The 15,470-nt window shown below is 71.6% G+C and carries 17 protein-coding genes; 11 read left to right on the top strand and 6 right to left on the bottom strand.

Features of this window, described 5'->3' with window-relative positions; all coding sequences use genetic code 11:
- Positions 1-154: 154 nt before the first annotated feature.
- On the top strand, positions 155-946 hold the full coding sequence (locus tag OG452_RS33370; protein WP_327299275.1) for an SDR family oxidoreductase: 792 nt from the start codon (positions 155-157) through the stop codon (positions 944-946).
- A gap of 168 nt (positions 947-1,114) precedes the next feature.
- On the opposite strand, the gene OG452_RS33365 is transcribed toward OG452_RS33370, so the two are convergent.
- Positions 1,115-2,074, bottom strand: coding sequence for an SDR family oxidoreductase (locus OG452_RS33365; protein WP_327299274.1), 960 nt, complete (start codon positions 2,072-2,074; stop codon positions 1,115-1,117).
- A gap of 146 nt (positions 2,075-2,220) precedes the next feature.
- On the opposite strand from OG452_RS33365, the gene OG452_RS33360 reads away from it, so the two are divergent.
- The 4 genes from OG452_RS33360 to OG452_RS33345 are packed head-to-tail and all read left to right on the top strand — an operon-like array spanning position 2,221 to position 5,766.
- Positions 2,221-2,970: an enoyl-CoA hydratase family protein gene (locus tag OG452_RS33360; protein WP_327299273.1), complete on the top strand. Its 750-nt coding sequence runs from the start codon at positions 2,221-2,223 to the stop codon at positions 2,968-2,970.
- 41 nt (positions 2,971-3,011) lie between these two features.
- Positions 3,012-3,860: a CoA transferase subunit A gene (locus OG452_RS33355; RefSeq protein ID WP_327299865.1), complete on the top strand. Its 849-nt coding sequence runs from the start codon at positions 3,012-3,014 to the stop codon at positions 3,858-3,860.
- Entirely contained in the window at positions 3,857-4,642 is a 786-nt protein-coding gene (locus OG452_RS33350; RefSeq protein WP_327299272.1) for a CoA-transferase subunit beta, read from the top strand. The genes OG452_RS33355 and OG452_RS33350 overlap by 4 nt, the downstream gene beginning before the upstream one ends.
- The gene (locus OG452_RS33345) at positions 4,639-5,766 is read left to right on the top strand and encodes an NAD(P)H-dependent flavin oxidoreductase (RefSeq protein ID WP_327299271.1); all 1,128 of its coding nucleotides are present in this window, start codon (positions 4,639-4,641) and stop codon (positions 5,764-5,766) included. The genes OG452_RS33350 and OG452_RS33345 overlap by 4 nt, the downstream gene beginning before the upstream one ends.
- Before the next feature lie 82 nt (positions 5,767-5,848).
- Here the strand turns inward: OG452_RS33345 and OG452_RS33340 are convergent, their stop codons facing one another.
- From OG452_RS33340 to OG452_RS33330, 3 genes are all read right to left on the bottom strand, one after another.
- Positions 5,849-7,006, bottom strand: a complete 1,158-nt coding sequence (locus OG452_RS33340; RefSeq protein WP_327299270.1) for an acetyl-CoA C-acetyltransferase — start codon at positions 7,004-7,006, stop codon at positions 5,849-5,851.
- 59 nt (positions 7,007-7,065) lie between these two features.
- Positions 7,066-7,665 (bottom strand): TetR/AcrR family transcriptional regulator, encoded by a 600-nt coding sequence (locus OG452_RS33335; protein ID WP_327299864.1) that lies wholly within the window; start codon positions 7,663-7,665, stop codon positions 7,066-7,068.
- Positions 7,666-7,761: 96 nt separating this feature from the next.
- Complete coding sequence (locus tag OG452_RS33330; RefSeq protein WP_327299269.1) at positions 7,762-8,547, bottom strand: SDR family oxidoreductase; 786 nt, start codon at positions 8,545-8,547, stop codon at positions 7,762-7,764.
- A gap of 131 nt (positions 8,548-8,678) precedes the next feature.
- Here OG452_RS33330 and OG452_RS33325 point away from each other — a divergent pair, with 131 nt between their 5' ends.
- Genes OG452_RS33325 through OG452_RS33315 form a run of 3 tightly spaced genes read left to right on the top strand, consistent with a single transcriptional unit; the run spans position 8,679 to position 11,715 of the window.
- Positions 8,679-9,530: an enoyl-CoA hydratase gene (locus OG452_RS33325; RefSeq protein ID WP_327299268.1), complete on the top strand. Its 852-nt coding sequence runs from the start codon at positions 8,679-8,681 to the stop codon at positions 9,528-9,530.
- On the top strand, positions 9,530-10,702 hold the full coding sequence (locus OG452_RS33320) for an acyl-CoA dehydrogenase family protein (protein WP_327299267.1): 1,173 nt from the start codon (positions 9,530-9,532) through the stop codon (positions 10,700-10,702). The genes OG452_RS33325 and OG452_RS33320 overlap by 1 nt, the downstream gene beginning before the upstream one ends.
- On the top strand, positions 10,699-11,715 hold the full coding sequence (locus OG452_RS33315) for an acyl-CoA dehydrogenase family protein (RefSeq protein ID WP_327299266.1): 1,017 nt from the start codon (positions 10,699-10,701) through the stop codon (positions 11,713-11,715). The genes OG452_RS33320 and OG452_RS33315 overlap by 4 nt, the downstream gene beginning before the upstream one ends.
- Positions 11,716-11,848: 133 nt before the next feature.
- Here OG452_RS33315 and OG452_RS33310 read toward each other — a convergent pair whose 3' ends face one another.
- Positions 11,849-12,346 carry a peptidylprolyl isomerase gene (locus OG452_RS33310; RefSeq protein WP_327299265.1) on the bottom strand — a complete coding sequence of 166 codons (498 nt, stop codon included), beginning with the start codon at positions 12,344-12,346 and terminating at the stop codon, positions 11,849-11,851.
- 409 nt (positions 12,347-12,755) lie between these two features.
- Here OG452_RS33310 and OG452_RS33305 point away from each other — a divergent pair, with 409 nt between their 5' ends.
- The 3 genes from OG452_RS33305 (at position 12,756) to OG452_RS33295 (ending at position 14,498) form a co-directional block, all read left to right on the top strand.
- Complete coding sequence (locus tag OG452_RS33305) at positions 12,756-13,541, top strand: SAM-dependent methyltransferase (protein WP_327299264.1); 786 nt, start codon at positions 12,756-12,758, stop codon at positions 13,539-13,541.
- A gap of 166 nt (positions 13,542-13,707) precedes the next feature.
- Positions 13,708-14,037 carry a hypothetical protein gene (locus tag OG452_RS33300; RefSeq protein WP_327299263.1) on the top strand — a complete coding sequence of 110 codons (330 nt, stop codon included), beginning with the start codon at positions 13,708-13,710 and terminating at the stop codon, positions 14,035-14,037.
- A 200-nt stretch (positions 14,038-14,237) separates the two neighbouring features.
- Complete coding sequence (locus tag OG452_RS33295) at positions 14,238-14,498, top strand: DUF6213 family protein (RefSeq protein ID WP_327299262.1); 261 nt, start codon at positions 14,238-14,240, stop codon at positions 14,496-14,498.
- Between the two features lie 99 nt (positions 14,499-14,597).
- On the opposite strand, the gene OG452_RS33290 is transcribed toward OG452_RS33295, so the two are convergent.
- Complete coding sequence (locus OG452_RS33290; RefSeq protein ID WP_405559662.1) at positions 14,598-15,428, bottom strand: endonuclease I family protein; 831 nt, start codon at positions 15,426-15,428, stop codon at positions 14,598-14,600.
- Between the last annotated feature and the right edge of the window lie 42 nt (positions 15,429-15,470).

The following is a 15,470-nucleotide window of genomic DNA, read 5'->3' as shown; positions in this document are numbered from 1 at the left end:
CCCTCGTCGGTCGGAATTCCCGGTTGAGTGTTCGGAAGGAACGCTCGGTGTCCTGTGCACTCTAGTTCACCTACCTAACGCTTGGTAGGTTGATATCGCACCAGCTCCCGGCCGTCCAAGGCACAGCCGGGCCCGGACGGCACGGAGGCAGCTCATGACCATCAGAAACCCGGCGGACTTCACTGGACGGGCAGTTGTCGTCACGGGCGGCACCAAAGGGATCGGATACGCGATCGCCGAGGCGTTCCTCGGCGCGGGGGCCGATGTCCTCGTGTGCGGCCGTGGTGAACCGGATTCCCTGCCCGCCGCGGGCGGGCGCACCGCGGCCTTCCTCGCGGCGGATGTACGCGACCCCGAGGCGGCGGCCGGCCTCATCGAGCACGCGGCGGCCCGGTTCGGCCGACTGGACACGCTCGTCAACAACGCGGGGGGCTCGCCCGACTCGGACGCCGCCACCGTCTCACCGCGGTTCGTCGAGCGGATCGTCGCACTCAATCTGCTGGCGCCCTTCTACACGGCCCAGGCGGCCAACCTCGTCATGCGGACGCAGGACGAGGGCGGCTCGGTCGTGAACATCGGCAGCGTCTCGGGCCACGACCCGCAGCCGGGCACGGCCGCCTACTCGGCCGCCAAGGCCGGACTGCTCGGCCTGACCCGCGCTCTGGCCCTGGAGTGGGCGCCGCGAGTCCGCGTCAACCACATCACCACCGGGCTGATCCGCACCGCGAACGCGGCGGCCGTCTACGGCAACGACGGAGGCGCGGCGGTGGCGCGGACCATCCCCATGGGGCGGATGGCAGTGCCGTCCGACGTGGCCGACGCCTGCCTGTACCTGGCGGGCCGTCAGGCGTCGTACGTGAACGGCGCCGATCTGGCGGTCCACGGGGGCGGCGACGTCCCGGGCCGCTACCTCGCGGCCCGCCCCGGCGACGCGGCCACCGGCTGACGGGCCACCGGCCGGCCGGCTGAGGGGCTCCACTCCCCCGCGACCGGACGGCCGTTTCCGCGCCGGTGTCCGGACCGGTGTCCGGACCGGACGGCCCGCCGCCGGGCCGACCGCCGTGCGGCCAACCCCCCGTGCGGGCACCCGTTCACGGCGCCCGCACGGGGGCGCTCACTGCGCGCCGTACACCGGCTGCGGCGCCTCAGCGGCGGCGAGCAGCCGCAGCGCCGCCTCGCCCGCCTCGGCCGGCGTCCAGCGCGCCCCCTTGTCGGCACCCGGGCCGGGCCGCCACCCCTCCATGACGGTGATCCGCCCGGCCTCCGCCTCGAAGACCCGGCCGGTGACTCCGCCGGACGCCCCGGACGCCAGCCAGACCACGAGTGGCGAGACGTTCCCGGGAGCCATCGCGTCGAATCCGCCGTCGCCGGACGCGGCCATGGCGTCGGCGAAGACCGTCTCCGTCATCCGGGTGCGGGCCGCGGGAGCGATGGCGTTGACCTGGACGCCGTAGCGCCCCAGTTCAGCGGCGGCGACCAGGGTGAGCCCAAGGATCCCGGCCTTGGCCGCCGCGTAGTTGCCCTGCCCCACACTGCCGAGCAGTCCGGCGCCCGAACTGGTGTTGATCACCCGGGCCTGCGGCGTCCGCCCCGCCTTGGCCTCCGCGCGCCAGTGCGCCCCGGCGTGCTTGAGCGCCAGGAAGTGCCCCTTGAGGTGGACCCGCATGACCGCGTCCCAGCTCTCCTCGTCGAGGTTGACGAGCATTTTGTCCCGCAGGAACCCGGCGTTGTTCACCAGGATGTCCAGCCGCCCGAAGGCGTCCAGCGCGGCGGTGACCAACGAGGCCGCGCCGTCCGTCGTGGCGATGTCCCCGCCGTGCGCGACGGCCTCGCCGCCCGCGGCGACGATCTCGTCCACGACGTCCTGCGCGGGGCCCGCCGAGCCGCCCCCGCCGTCGAGCCCGACCCCCAGGTCGTTGACGACGACCCGGGCGCCCTCGGCGGCCAGGGCGTGCGCGTGGGCGCGCCCCAGGCCCCGGCCCGCACCGGTGACGACGGCGACCCGCCCCGCGCAGATTCCCCCGCCGCTTCCGGCCGTGCCGTCCGTCGTGCCTTGCGCGTTCTGTGACGTCATCCCACTTCTCCTCTTCACTTGGCGCCTTCTTCAGCCTGTCCGGCACTCGTACGGGCAAGGACGCCGGGCGCCCCCTCCCGCCGTACGCGAACCACTGCTACCTTCTCACCTAACAAATGTTTGGTGGAAAGGTAGCTGATCTGCTCATGGGTGTCTCCACCTCAAGCCCGCTCAGCGGCGTCACCGTGGTCACCGTCGACTTCCCTCCGGTCAACGCCCTGCCCGTGCGGGGCTGGTACGACCTGGCAGCGGCCGTACGCGCCGCGGGCAGTGACCCGTCCGTGCGCTGTGTGGTGCTCGCCGCGGCCGGGCGCGGATTCAACGCCGGAGTCGACATCAAGGAAATGCAGCGCACCGACGGCCATGAGGCACTGGTGGGCGCCAACGGCGGCTGCGCCGAGGCGTTCGCCGCGGTGTACGAGTGCGAGGTCCCGGTGGTCGCGGCCGTGGCGGGCTTCTGTCTGGGCGGCGGTATCGGCCTGGTGGGCAACGCGGACGCCATCGTGGCGAGCGACGACGCCACCTTCGGCCTCCCCGAACTGGACCGGGGCGCGCTCGGCGCCGCGACCCACCTGGCCCGCCTGGTCCCGCAGCACCTGATGCGCACCCTGTACTACACCTCGCGCACCGCCACCGCGCAGGAACTGCACCACCACGGCTCGGTGTGGGAGATCGTCCCGCGTGCGGAGCTGCTGGACGCGGCCGTACGGCTGGCGGCCGAGATCGCCGCCAAGGACGGCACTCTGATCCGCCTCGCGAAGGCGGCCATCAACGGGATCGACCCGGTGGACGTCCGCCGCAGCTACCGCTTCGAGCAGGGCTTCACCTTCGAGGCCAACCTGCTCGGCGTCGCCGACCGGGTCCGTGACACCTTCGGAAGCAAGGAGAAGTCGTGACCAGCGACACACCTGGCGAGACCGGGCAGACCGGAAAGATCATGACGCCGGACGAGGTCGCCGGCCGGCTGCGCAGCGGCATGACGATCGGGATCGGCGGCTGGGGCTCCCGGCGCAAGCCGATGGCGCTCGTCCGGGCCCTGCTGCGGTCGGACGTCACCGACCTGACCGTCATCTCGTACGGCGGCCCCGACGTGGGCCTGCTGGCCGCCGCCGGGAAGATCCGCAAGCTGGTGGCCGCCTTCGCCACGCTCGACTCCATCCCGCTGGAACCGCACTTCCGTGCGGCGCGCCAGCGCGGTGACTTCGAGCTGACCGAGCTGGACGAGTCGATGTTCATGTGGGGGCTGACCGCGGCCACCCACCGGCTGCCGTTCCTACCGGTACGGGCCGGTCTCGGCTCGGACGTGATGCGGGTCAACCCGGAGCTGCGCACGGTCACTTCGCCGTACGCGGACGGCGAGGAACTGGTCGCCGTGCCGGCCCTGCGGATGGACGCCGCGCTCGTCCACGTCAACCGGGCCGACGCGCGGGGCAACGGCCAGTACCTGGGCCCCGACCCGTACTTCGACGACCTCTTCTGCGACGCGGCGACCGATGCGTACGTCTCCTGTGAACGCATCGTGCCCAGTACGGAGTTCACCGCTGCGGGTGCGCCGCAGACCCTGCTGGTCGGGCGGCAGTCGGTGACCGGGGTCGTCGAGACCCCGAACGGGGCGCACTTCACCTCCTGCGTGCCGGACTACGGACGCGACGAGCCGTTCCAGGCCGCGTACGCCAAGGCCGCCGCGGACCCGGACGCCTGGCGGGAGTTCACCGCCCGCTTCCTGTCCGGGGACGAGGACACCTATCAGGCCGCGGTCGCGGCGTTCGCCGAGGAGGGCGCATGAGTACACAGGACGCCACCGCCGATGAGCGGAGCGATGTCACCCGCGCCGAGTACTGCGTCATCGCCTGCGCCGAGGCCTGGCGGGGGGACGGCGAGATCCTGGCCAGCCCGATGGGTACCGTGCCCTCCGTCGGTGCCCGGCTCGCCCGGCTGACCTTCTCCCCCGATCTGCTGCTCACCGACGGCGAGGCGCTGGTGATCGGCGATGTCCCCGCCATCGGCGCCACGCCGGAGGTCATCGAGGGCTGGCTGCCCTACCGGCGGCACCTCTCCATGGTGACCGGCGGCAAGCGGCACGTGATGATGGGCGCCAGCCAGCTCGACCGGCACGGCAACCAGAACATCAGCTGCATCGGCGACTGGAAGCAGCCCACCAGGCAGCTGCTCGGTGTGCGCGGCGGCCCGGTCAACACCATCAACAACCCGACGAGTTACTGGGTGCCGCGGCACTCCACCCGGGTGTTCGTCGACAAGGTCGACATGGTCAGCGGTGTCGGCTACGACCGTGCCGCCGCAGCGGGCCCTTCGGCCACCCGTTTCCACCAGCTGCGCCGCGTCGTCACCGATCTGGCCGTGCTGGACTTCGAGACGCCGGACCGGACGCTGCGCGTACGCTCGCTGCACCCCGGGGTGAGCGCGGCACAGGTGCGCGAGGCCACCGGGTTCCCGCTCGCGGTCGCCGACGACGTGCCCCGTACCCGCGAGCCGAGCGCGGAGGAACTCCGGCTGATCCGTACGGTCATCGACCCTGCGGGACTTCGCGACCGCGAGGTGCGGACGTGACCGGGGACAGCGGCGGTACGGGCCCGGCCGCCACGCTCTCCACCCCGCTCACCGAGCTGGTCGGCGTGCGCCATCCGGTCGTGCAGACCGGCATGGGGTGGGTGGCGGGGCCCCGTCTGGTGTCGGCGTCGGCCAACGCGGGGGCGCTGGGCATCCTGGCCTCCGCGACCATGACGCTGGAGCAGCTGCGCGCGGCGGTGCGCGAGGTCAGATCGCGTACGGACCAGCCCTTCGGCGTCAATCTCCGGGCCGACGCGGGCGACGCAGCGGACCGGGTGGCCCTCATCATCGAGGAGGGCGTGCGGGTGGCGTCCTTCGCGCTCGCCCCTTCCGAGACGCTGATCGGCAGGCTGAAGGACGCGGGCGTCGTGGTGATCCCGTCCATCGGTGCGCGCCGGCACGCCGAGAAGGTGGCCGCGTGGGGCGCCGACGCGGTCATCGTGCAGGGCGGCGAGGGCGGCGGGCACACCGGTGAGGTCGCCACCACGGTGCTGCTTCCGCAGGTCGTCGACGCGGTGGACATCCCGGTCGTGGCGGCGGGCGGTTTCCGTGACGGCCGCGGTCTGGTGGCCGCGCTCGCCCAGGGCGCGGCGGGCGTCGCCATGGGCACCCGTTTCCTGCTCACTTCGGACAGCACGGTGCCGGACGCGGTGAAGGCGGAGTATCTCGCGGCGGGCGTCAAGGACATCACCGTCACCACCAAGGTCGACGGGCTGCCGCACCGGATGCTCCGTACCCCGCTGGTCGCCTCGCTGGAACGCTCGGGGCGGCCCGCGGCGCTGCTGCGGGCGCTGCGGCACGCCGCCGGGTTCAAGGCGCACTCCGGTCTCGGCTGGGTGGAGATGGTCCGCGACGGTCTGGCCATGAAGCACGGCAAGGACCTGACCTGGAGTCAGGTTCTGCTGGCCGCCAACACGCCGATGATGCTCAAGGCGTCGATGGTGGACGGCCGCCCCGATCTGGGGGTGATGGCGTCCGGCCAGGTCGCCGGTCTGATCGACGATCTGCCGTCCTGCGCCGAACTCGTCGGCCGGATCATGTCCGAGGCCCACGGGACACTCCGGTCGCTGGCCGCCCTGGAGGCGGGAGTCGCCGTCCCGGGGGCGTCCGCCGTGAGCGGCTGAGAACGCCGGGACGCACAACGGCCGTGCCGTTCCCGGCACTCCCAGGTGTCGGGAACGGCACGGCCGTTGTGCGGAAGACCTGTCAGAGGCGCTCGATGACGGTGACGTTGGCCTGGCCGCCGCCCTCGCACATGGTCTGGAGGCCGTAGCGCCCGCCGGTGCGCTCCAGTTCGTGCAGGAGCGTCGTCATCAGCTTGGTGCCGGTCGCCCCGAGCGGGTGGCCCAGTGCGATGGCGCCGCCGTTGACGTTGACCTTCTCCGGATCTGCGCCGGTCTCCTTCAGCCAGGCCAGCACCACCGGCGCGAACGCCTCGTTGATCTCGACGAGGTCGATGTCGTCGATGGACATGCCCGCCTTCTTCAGCGCGTACGCCGTCGCCGGGATGGGCGCGGACAGCATCCGGATCGGGTCCTCACCGCGTACCGAGAGGTGGTGGATCCGGGCCCGGGGCGTCAGCCCGTGTTCGCGTACGGCCCGTTCGGATGCGAGCAGCATGGCCGACGCCCCGTCGGAGACCTGGGACGAGACGCCCGCGGTGAGCCGGCCTCCTTCGACAACCGGCTTCAGTCCGGCCATCTTCTCCAGCGAGGTGTCCCGGCGCGGCCCCTCGTCGGTGGTGACGTCCCCGTAGGCGACCGTCTCGCGTGCGAAGCGCCCTTCGTCGATGGCCCGGAGCGCGCGCTGGTGCGAGCGGAGCGCGAACTCCTCCATGTCGGTACGGGAGATGCCCCACTTCTCGGCGATCAGCTCGGCGCCGTGGAACTGGTTGACCGGCTGCTCACCGTAGCGAGCCCGCCAGCCCTCCGAACCGGCGTACGGTCCTTCGGTCAGCCCCAGCGGCTCGGCTGCCTGCCGGCTGGCGAAGGCGATGGGGATCATCGACATGTTCTGGGTGCCGCCCGCGACGACGAGGTCCTGGGTGCCGGACAGCACCCCCTGGGCGGCGAAGTGCACGGCCTGCTGGGAGGAGCCGCACTGCCGGTCGACGGTCACCCCGGGCACCTCCTCGGGGAGCCCGGCGGCCAGCCAGCTCGTCCGGGCGATGTCCCCGGCCTGCGGGCCGACCGTGTCCAGGCAGCCGAACACGACGTCCTCGACGGCGGACGGGTCGATACCGGAGCGCTCGACGAGCGCCCGGAGCACATGCGCGCCGAGGTCGGCCGGGTGGACGGCGCTGAGCCCGCCCTTGCGCCGCCCGACCGGGGTGCGTACCGCTTCGACTATGTAGGCCTCGGCCATGACTGCTCCTCCATGGGGAACCTGCTGGGGTTCCGACCGTCCGGCAACCGGCGGTCGGTCTACGTTTGCTGGTGCGGCCCGGACGCGATGCCTTCCAGCACCATCGCGAGGTACTGGCGGGCGATCTCCTCCGGGCTGTGCTGTCCGCCCGGCCGGTACCAGCTCGCGGCGACCCAGACGGTGTCGCGCACGAAGCGGTAGGTGAGGCGGACGTCGAGGTCGCTGCGGAAGACCCCCTCGGAGACGCCGCGTTCGAGCGTTCCGAGCCAGGCCTTCTCGTACTTCTCCTGCGAGTCGGCGAGATAGCCGAAGCGCGGCTGCACGGAGAGGTACTTGGATTCCTTCTGGTAGATGGCGACTGCGGCACGGTGCCGGTCGATCTCCCGGAAGGACTCGGTCACAAGGGCTTCGATGGTCTCCCTGGGGCCGAGACCGGAGGCGAGTACGGAGTCGTAGCGCGCCCACAGCTCGTCCAGGAACGTGGTCAGGATTTCATCGAGCATCGACTCCTTGGAGTCGAAGTGGTAGTAGAGGCTGCCGGCCAGGATCCCGGCCTCGTCCGCGATCTTCCGCACCGTGGTGGCGTTGTAGCCCTGGGCCGCGAACACCTCGGCGGCGGTGGCGAGCAGTTCCCTGCGCCGCGCGGGCGAGGGACTCATCGCGGTCTTCTTCTTGGCTGCGGTCGCGTTCTGGGCCGGCGCGTTGTCGGCCGGCGCGTTCTTGGCTGTAGGCACAGACCCATTGTCGTTCCCCGCTCACGCGTGCTGGCTGCTGACCGACACGGTCTCGCCGGTCATGTACGAGGAGTAGCCGCTGGCCAGGAAGACGATGACGTTGGCGATCTCCCACGGCTCGGCGTACCGGCCGAAAGCCTCGGCCTCGGTGAGCTGTTCGAGCAGCTCGGGCGTGGTGACCTTCACCAGGTGCGGGTGCATGGCCAGGCTGGGTGAGACGGCATTGACGCGTACGCCGTACTCGGCGGCCTCCACGGCGGCGCAGCGGGTGAGCGCCATCACGCCGGCCTTCGCGGCCGCGTAGTGGGCCTGTCCGCGCTGGGCGCGCCAGCCGACGACGGAGGCGTTGTTGACGACGACTCCTCCGCCGCCGGAGGCCTTCATCCGGCGCAGTGCGGCGCGGGTGCACCGGAAGGTCCCGTTCAGGGTGACGTCGATGACCTTGTCCCACTGGGCGTCGGTCATCTCGGTCAGCTCGGCCGTTCCGCCGAGCCCCGCGTTGTTGACGACGAGATCGAGCCGGCCGTGCCGTTCCTCGGCCAGGTCGAGGAGGGCGCCCACCTGCTCCTCGTCGGTGACGTCGCACGCGGCGCCGGCGACCCGGTCCGCGCCGAACTCCTCCGCCAGCGCCCCGACGGTCTCGTCCAGGCGGCGGGCGTGGCTGTCGCCGAGTACGACGCGGGCGTCCTCCTCCAGGAACCGGCGCGCGGTGGCGCCGCCGATCCCCGCGCCGGCGGCCGCGGTGATCACTGCGGTGCGGCCGGCGAGCAGCTGGTGCCCGGGGAGGTACTGCGGGGGCTTGTTCACGGTTGTCCACCTCGCGATGCGGTCCGCTGCCGGGTGGTCCCGGTGCCGGATTCCTCGACGCTGCTCATGGCCTTAGGTTAACCTACCAAACACTTGTTAGGGAAGAATCGTCGCTAGAGAGGGAGCCGTCGATGACCGCCGACCACGAAGAGCCCGTGGTGCGCTACGAGCGGCAGGGCCCCGTAGCCCTCGTCACCATGAACCGCCCTGACTACCGCAACGCCCAGAACTCCGCGATGACCCACGCGCTCGACCGCGCCTTCTACCGCGCGGCCGACGACAGCGAGGTCAAGGCCGTTGTCCTGGCGGGTGCCGGCCGGCACTTCTCCGCGGGGCACGACATCGGGACCCCGGAGCGCGACGCGCACCTCCCCTTCGACCGCAGAGCGGGACTCTGGTGGGACCACTCGGACAAGACGGGCGCCGAGAGCCGTTTCGCCCGGGAGTCCGAGGTCTATCTGGGTATGTGCCGGCGGTGGCGCGAGCTGCCGAAGCCGCTGATCGCCTCCGTGCAGGGCGCGTGTGTGGCGGGCGGGCTGATGCTCGCCTGGATCTGCGACCTCATCGTCGCCGCCGACGACGCGTTCTTCGCTGATCCGGTCGTACGGATGGGGATCCCCGGTGTCGAGTACTTCGCCCACCCCTGGGTGATGCCCCCGCGGATCGCCAAGGAGTTCCTCTTCACCGGTGACCGGATGAGCGCGCAGCGCGCCTACGAGGTCGGCATGGTCAACCGCGTCGTCCCCGCCGCCGAGCTCACCGACCGTACCCGTGAACTCGCCGTCCGTATCGCCGAGATGCCCCGGATGGGACTGGCCCTGACTAAGCGCGCGGTCAACCAGGCCGAGGATCTGCAGGGCCTGCACACCGGTCTCGACTCGGTGTTCGGCCTCCACCATCTCGCCCACGCGCACAACGCCGAGACGGCGGCGGACTCTCTCGGCGGGATGGACATCGGCGCGATGAAGAAGGCAGGACGCTGATGGATCTCGACTTCACCGCCGCCGAGGACGCCTTCCGCGCCGAGGCGCGCGACTGGCTCGCCGCGCACATTCCCGCCTCGCCCCTGCCATCGCTGGAGACCGCCGAGGGCTTCGCGGCCCACCGCGCCTGGGAACGCACCCTGTCGGCCGACCGCTGGTCGGTGGTCTCCTGGCCCGCCCGGCACGGCGGCCGGGATGCCTCGATCCTGCAGTGGCTGATCTTCGAGGAGGAGTACTTCGCGGCGGGCGCGCCCGGCCGCGTCAGCCAGAACGGCATCAACCTCCTCGCCCCCACCCTCTTCGAGCACGGCACCCCCGAGCAGTGCGGCCGGATCCTGCCCGCCATGGCGAGCGGTGAGGTGATCTGGGCGCAGGCCTGGTCCGAGCCGGAGTCCGGGTCCGATCTGGCCTCGCTGCGCTCCACCGCGACCCGGACGGCGGACGGCTGGCTGCTCAACGGGCAGAAGGCGTGGTCGTCGCGGGCCGCCTTCGCCGACCGGGCCTTCGGGCTCTTCCGCAGCGACCCGGACGCGGACCGGCCGCACCGCGGTCTCACGTATCTGATGTTCCCGCTGGACGCCGACGGCGTGACCGTACGGCCCGTCGGACGCCTGGACGGCAAACCGGCCTTCGCCGAGCTCTTCCTCGACGACGTCTTCGTGCCCGACGCCGACGTCATCGGTGAGCCGGGCTGCGGCTGGCAGGCCGCGATGAGCACCGCGGGCAACGAACGCGGCCTGACGCTGCGCAGCCCGGGACGCTTCACCGCGGCGGCCGAACGGCTCACCGCGCTGTGGCGCGCCGAGGCCGGCCCGGACGACACCACGCTGCGCGACCGGGTCGCCGACGCCGTGATCCGCTCGCGCGCCTATCAGCTGTTCACGTACGCCAACGCCTCACGGATCGCGGCCGGCGGCTCCATCGGTGCCGAGTCCAGCCTGAACAAGGTCTTCTGGTCGGAGCTGGACATCGGCCTGCACGAGACGGCGCTCGACCTGCTCGGCCCGCGCGGCGAGCTGTCGGACGAGGCGGCGGACGCACCCGCCGAGGGCGGCTGGGCCGACGGCTACATCTTCTCGCTGGCGGGACCCATCTACGCGGGGACCAACGAGATCCAGCGCGACATCATCGCCGAGCGGCTGCTGGGCCTGCCGAAGGGACGCCGGTCATGAAATTCCTTCTCGACGACGAACAGGCCGAGTTCGGCCGGACGTTGGACCGGATGCTCACATCGGCCGGCGCCCCGGCTGCGGTGCGGGCCTGGGGCGGGGGCGACACCGGTCCCGGCCGCGCGCTGTGGAAGCGGATCGCCGACGCGGGGGTCTTCGCCCTTGCCGTACCCGAGGAGTACGAGGGCATGGGCCCGCTGCCCGTGGAACTCGCCGTGTCCTTCATCGAGCTGGGGCGGCACGCCGTGCCGGGACCGCTGGTGGAGACCGTAGCGGCGGCCGTGCTTCTCGGCGGGCCGGCGGAGTGCCTGGACACCTCGGCCGCGCAGCGGTGGCTGCCGCGGCTGGCGTCGGGACAGGCGATGGCGTCGCTGGCCATGCCGGCGGGCGGGCCGTACGCCCTGGACATGGACACCGCCGACGTCACCTTCGTGGTGGGACAGGGAGAGACGGAGCTGCACACGGCGTCCGGACACGGCACCGTCCAGCCCTCGATCGATCCGGCCCGGCGGCTGGCGGTCCCGCACATCGCCGGTGGCGTCCCGCTCGTATCTGGCGCGGACGTCGGCGCGGCCACCCGTACGGCCGCCGACTGGGCGGCGTTCGCAACCGCGGCCCAGGCACTGGGAGTCGGCCTCGCACTGGTCGAGCGGACCGTGGCCTACGCCAAGCAGCGCACGCAGTTCTCCACCACCATCGGTGCTTTCCAGGCCGTGAAGCACCGGCTGGCCGACGCTCTGATCGGGCTGGAGTTCGCGCGCCCGCTGGTGCACGGTGCGGCGGTGGCCCTGGCGGGCAAGTCGCCGGACGCGGGGGCCGAGGTCGCGGCTGCGAAGGTGGCGGCGGGCGATGCGGCTTACGCGGCGGCCCGTACCGCACTGCAGCTGCACGGCGCCATCGGCTACACCGCCGAGTACGACCTGTCGCTGTGGATCCGCAAGGCCCGCGCCCTGCGCTCGGCCTGGGGCTCACCGTCCGCCTGCCGGGCACGGGTGCTGGCCGCGCCGGGTGGGTGAAGCCTCAGAAGGCACGACCGGAGTCCGGGGCTCCGCGACCGCTCGCAGTGGCGGCGGTGGCGGAAGCACCCGGACATCTCCGGCCCATGCCCGAAAAGGCCCCGAAAAGATCCAGGAAGGGACCCCGTGGGGCTTACTTCTCGACGACTCCGGAAGCCGCGATCTCGATCTTCGCGCTGGTGCCGCCGGAGCGGGACCCCAGCGACTCGATCTTCTTCACGAGGTCCTGGCCCTCGATGACCTCGCCGAAGACGACGTGCTTGCCGTCCAGCCACGGGGTCACCACGGTGGTGATGAAGAACTGCGAGCCGTTGGTGTTCGGGCCGGCGTTGGCCATCGACAGCAGGTACGGACGCTCGTGCTTCAGCGTGAAGTTCTCGTCGGCGAACTTCTCGCCGTAGATGCTCTTGCCGCCGGTGCCGTCACCCCTGGTGAAGTCACCGCCCTGGAGCATGAAGTCCGGGATGACGCGGTGGAAGGCGGAGCCGGCGTAGCCGAAGCCGTGCTCGCCGGTGGCGAGCTCGCGGAAGTTCTGCGCGGTCTTGGGAACGACGCCGTCGAAGAGCTCGAAGACGATCCTTCCCGCGGCCTCGCCCTTGATGGTGATGTCGAAGAAAACGTTGGTAGACATGGAGACATCCTGTCACGTCCACCCCGGAGCCCCAGGCCACAGGTCCGTCGGTCCGCCGGACGGCCGTCAGACGGCCTAAGGTCCACACAGCTGAGTTCACCGTCGGGGCGCGGTCTCGCACGACGGCTCCGGCTCATATGGGGGGGATGTCCGAGCACGGCGGTCACGACCACTGACCCGCGCGAAAGGCGGACCGGACCTGCCGGGCCCGGTCCGCCTTCTCCCCCCTCATCCCGTCAGTTTTGCGAGGGCCAATGCCGTGTGCTGCGCGGCGAGTTGCTGTGGCAGACTGCGCCGACAAGGCGCTGGTCGGCCGGGGTGCGGTGGACTGCGGCAGTGCGGCAGTCGCCTCTCCCCCGACCGCACCCAGGGGCCTGCCCCGTCCACTCCTCGCACAACGGAGCCCGCCATGACGGCAGCCGCACCCGCCCCCCGGATCGACACGAGCAAGCCGCACCCCGCGCGGGTCTACGACTGGCTGCTGGGCGGCAAGGACAACTACCCCGTCGACCAGCAGGTCGGCGAGAGCCTTCCGCCCGAGGCGAAGGACGCCGCCCGGCAGAACCGCGCGTTCATGAACCGCGCCGCCGCGTGGCTGGCGGGCAGCGGCATCGACCAGTTCCTCGACATAGGCACCGGCATCCCGACCCGGCCCAACCTGCACCAGATCGTCCAGCAGTCCGTGCCGTCGGCGCGGATCGTCTACACGGACAACGACCCCATCGTCCTGCGGCACGCGGAAGCTCTGCTGGTCAGCAGCCCGGAGGGCGCGACCGACTACATCCAGGCGGATGTGCGCGAGCCTCGGACGATCATCGATCACGCCAGGAAGTTCCTGGACTTCGACCGGCCGATCGCGCTCTCCCTGATCGCTCTGATGCACTTCGTGCCCGACGACCAGGACCCGTACGGCATCGTCGGCTCCCTGGTGGAGACACTGCCGCCGGGCAGCTGCCTGGTGCTGTCCCACGCCGCTTCGGACCGGTACGAGGAACTGGCGGCCATGGTCACGGCGCAGTACGCGAAGGGCGGCATCCGGCTCGGCTTCCGCACCCGGGCCGAGGTGGCCCGGTTCTTCGACGGAATCGATCTCGTCGAGCCCGGCCTGGTGACCGCGACCGAGTGGTTCAAGGGCACGGCCGCCCCGGAAGCGGAGGACAGCGGGATCTACGCCGCGGTGGGACGCATCCGCTAGGGCCTCGGCCCGCTGGGAGCTCGTCTCGTTCCCGCCCCCTTGGGGAGCCCCGTCCGGATCTGGCCGGAAGCCGCGCGGGCGGAGCACACTGGGTGGTACAGGATCCGTGTGATCAGGTGCGCGGCCGCCCGCGTTCCCGGTGGCCGCAGCCGGGAAGGGGTTCCTCATGTCCCACCGTGCCGCGCTGGGCGCAGGCCACGGCGGACCCGCCCCGCACTCGCATTCAGTGTTCTCGGGCCCCCACTGGGTCAGGACCGGGACCGAACCGCTGACCGCCTACAGCGCACTGGGCGCCCGTCTGGTGCTCTCCGTCATCGCCCTTCCGCTGTTCGCCGCGGGGGCGGCGCTCCTTTCGCTGTGGGCGGCCTCCGCGCGCCCCGCGGGATCTCCGGGCACAGCCGTGCTGGTGGTTCTCGCGGCCATCTGCGCTCTCTTCACCGCCGTGTCGGCCGTCGACATAGCCGTCATCCGGCGCCGCCGCGCCGAGCGGCGGTGAGGTCCGGCCAGCCCTTCCACTCCGCGCGCCGCACCGATCGTGCGGGTGGGCAGGGCCGGAAGCGGGCACACGACGGATGCGGATACCTCGTGCATCGCCCGCGCTCGCGGAGGGCATGGACCTCATGTCCCGCGTGAGGGCGCAAGGTGTCATTAGAGTCGCATCGCGGAGCATTCCGCAGACACTGGAGGCGGAGAGACTTGAACCGTGACGTCATGCTGGCCCTGGTCCCCGACGAACAGGGCGTGCTGCATGTGGCAGCCGCCGACGTGAGCCACATGCTGCGGACGCTCGGGGCGGGCTGGCTCCAGGCAGTACGCGACGACGCGTCGAACGCCGACGAGGACACCGTGGCCGCTCTCACCATCGAACTGGCGAAACTCGCCGACCAGATCGACGTCGAGTGCATCGCCCACACCTCCAAGGGAGACGGAGACGGGGAGAGCCCCCTGAACCCCTGAGCCCGGAGCCTTCTGAACCCCTGAGCCCCGGCCCGCCTCGGAAGCGGTACGGCGGAGGGTGGCCCCAGGACCCGGGCTCGCCCTCCGCACGAGACGCGTCTACCAGATCGAGTCGACCCACTCGGGGTGGTCGATGAACGGGTTGCGGTTGTGCTGGTAGTCGCTGTAGATCACGTCGTTGCGGTGCTTCTCGAACGCGTCGGGCGGGTCCTCGTCGCTCCACTTCGTGAGCACGCTGATCCGGCCGATGGCCGGCGCCGATCCGTTGTCGACCTTGTCGTTCGGCTCCAGGTCCGGGAACCCGTCACCGCCGTCGTACCGCACGGCCATGTAGAGGATCATTCGGGCGACATCCCCCTTGACCGCGTCGCGGGGCTCGAAGGAGTCCGAGTCGGTGTAGTTGCCGGGGGCTCCGGCGACCGCCGTGCCGCCGTCGTCGAAGTCCTTGTTCCCCCGGACACCGTTCACCGCGACGTCCGCGGGCCGCAGATGGTGGAGATCGGTGCCCGGTCCGGTGGCCGTACCGAAGTCCCCGTGCGACTTGGCCCATACGTGCTCGCGGTTCCAGTCCCCCGCGCTGCCGCCGCTGCTCGACTTGGGTACGGACTTCCCGGTGTACAGCTCGATCACGTCGGAGGAGTCGGCCGGGTCCTGGTCGGTGACCTCCAGCGCGTTCCAGACCTGGGCGTAGCTGACCGTCGACTGCTTGCTGATGATCGTGTGGAGCGCGCTCTTCAGCGCCGCACCGGTCTTGCCCTCGGCGCCCGTGTAGTACGAATCGTCCAGCACCCGGGAGGCCGTCGCAGCCGGGGAGGGGACCGGGCCGTGAGCCGGGCGGGCTGCCGCCGGCGCGGGGGGTGCCACGCTCAGTGCGGCGACCGCCGCGAGGGCCGCGGCGGTCATCCATCTCGTCGCTGTAAGACGGGACATGTGGGGTGTCCTCTCCAACTGGCGCGCGGTAGCACGTGGTTG

Source organism: Streptomyces sp. NBC_01197 (assembly GCF_036010505.1).
In the GTDB taxonomy this organism is placed as follows: Bacteria; Actinomycetota; Actinomycetes; order Streptomycetales; family Streptomycetaceae; genus Streptomyces.
Note: the sequence above shows the minus strand (reverse complement) of the source record. Positions and strands in the feature narration are given on the sequence as shown.

Coding starts and splice junctions, on each gene's coding strand:
- OG452_RS33370 (WP_327299275.1), top strand. CDS start 155: ATGACCATCAGAAACCCGGCGGACTTCACTGGACGGGCAGTTGTCGTC.
- OG452_RS33365 (WP_327299274.1), bottom strand. CDS start 2,074: ATGACGTCACAGAACGCGCAAGGCACGACGGACGGCACGGCCGGAAGC.
- OG452_RS33360 (WP_327299273.1), top strand. CDS start 2,221: ATGGGTGTCTCCACCTCAAGCCCGCTCAGCGGCGTCACCGTGGTCACC.
- OG452_RS33355 (WP_327299865.1), top strand. CDS start 3,012: ATGACGCCGGACGAGGTCGCCGGCCGGCTGCGCAGCGGCATGACGATC.
- OG452_RS33350 (WP_327299272.1), top strand. CDS start 3,857: ATGAGTACACAGGACGCCACCGCCGATGAGCGGAGCGATGTCACCCGC.
- OG452_RS33340 (WP_327299270.1), bottom strand. CDS start 7,006: ATGGCCGAGGCCTACATAGTCGAAGCGGTACGCACCCCGGTCGGGCGG.
- OG452_RS33335 (WP_327299864.1), bottom strand. CDS start 7,665: ATGAGTCCCTCGCCCGCGCGGCGCAGGGAACTGCTCGCCACCGCCGCC.
- OG452_RS33325 (WP_327299268.1), top strand. CDS start 8,679: ATGACCGCCGACCACGAAGAGCCCGTGGTGCGCTACGAGCGGCAGGGC.
- OG452_RS33320 (WP_327299267.1), top strand. CDS start 9,530: ATGGATCTCGACTTCACCGCCGCCGAGGACGCCTTCCGCGCCGAGGCG.
- OG452_RS33315 (WP_327299266.1), top strand. CDS start 10,699: ATGAAATTCCTTCTCGACGACGAACAGGCCGAGTTCGGCCGGACGTTG.
- OG452_RS33310 (WP_327299265.1), bottom strand. CDS start 12,346: ATGTCTACCAACGTTTTCTTCGACATCACCATCAAGGGCGAGGCCGCG.
- OG452_RS33305 (WP_327299264.1), top strand. CDS start 12,756: ATGACGGCAGCCGCACCCGCCCCCCGGATCGACACGAGCAAGCCGCAC.
- OG452_RS33300 (WP_327299263.1), top strand. CDS start 13,708: ATGTCCCACCGTGCCGCGCTGGGCGCAGGCCACGGCGGACCCGCCCCG.
- OG452_RS33290 (WP_405559662.1), bottom strand. CDS start 15,428: ATGTCCCGTCTTACAGCGACGAGATGGATGACCGCCGCGGCCCTCGCG.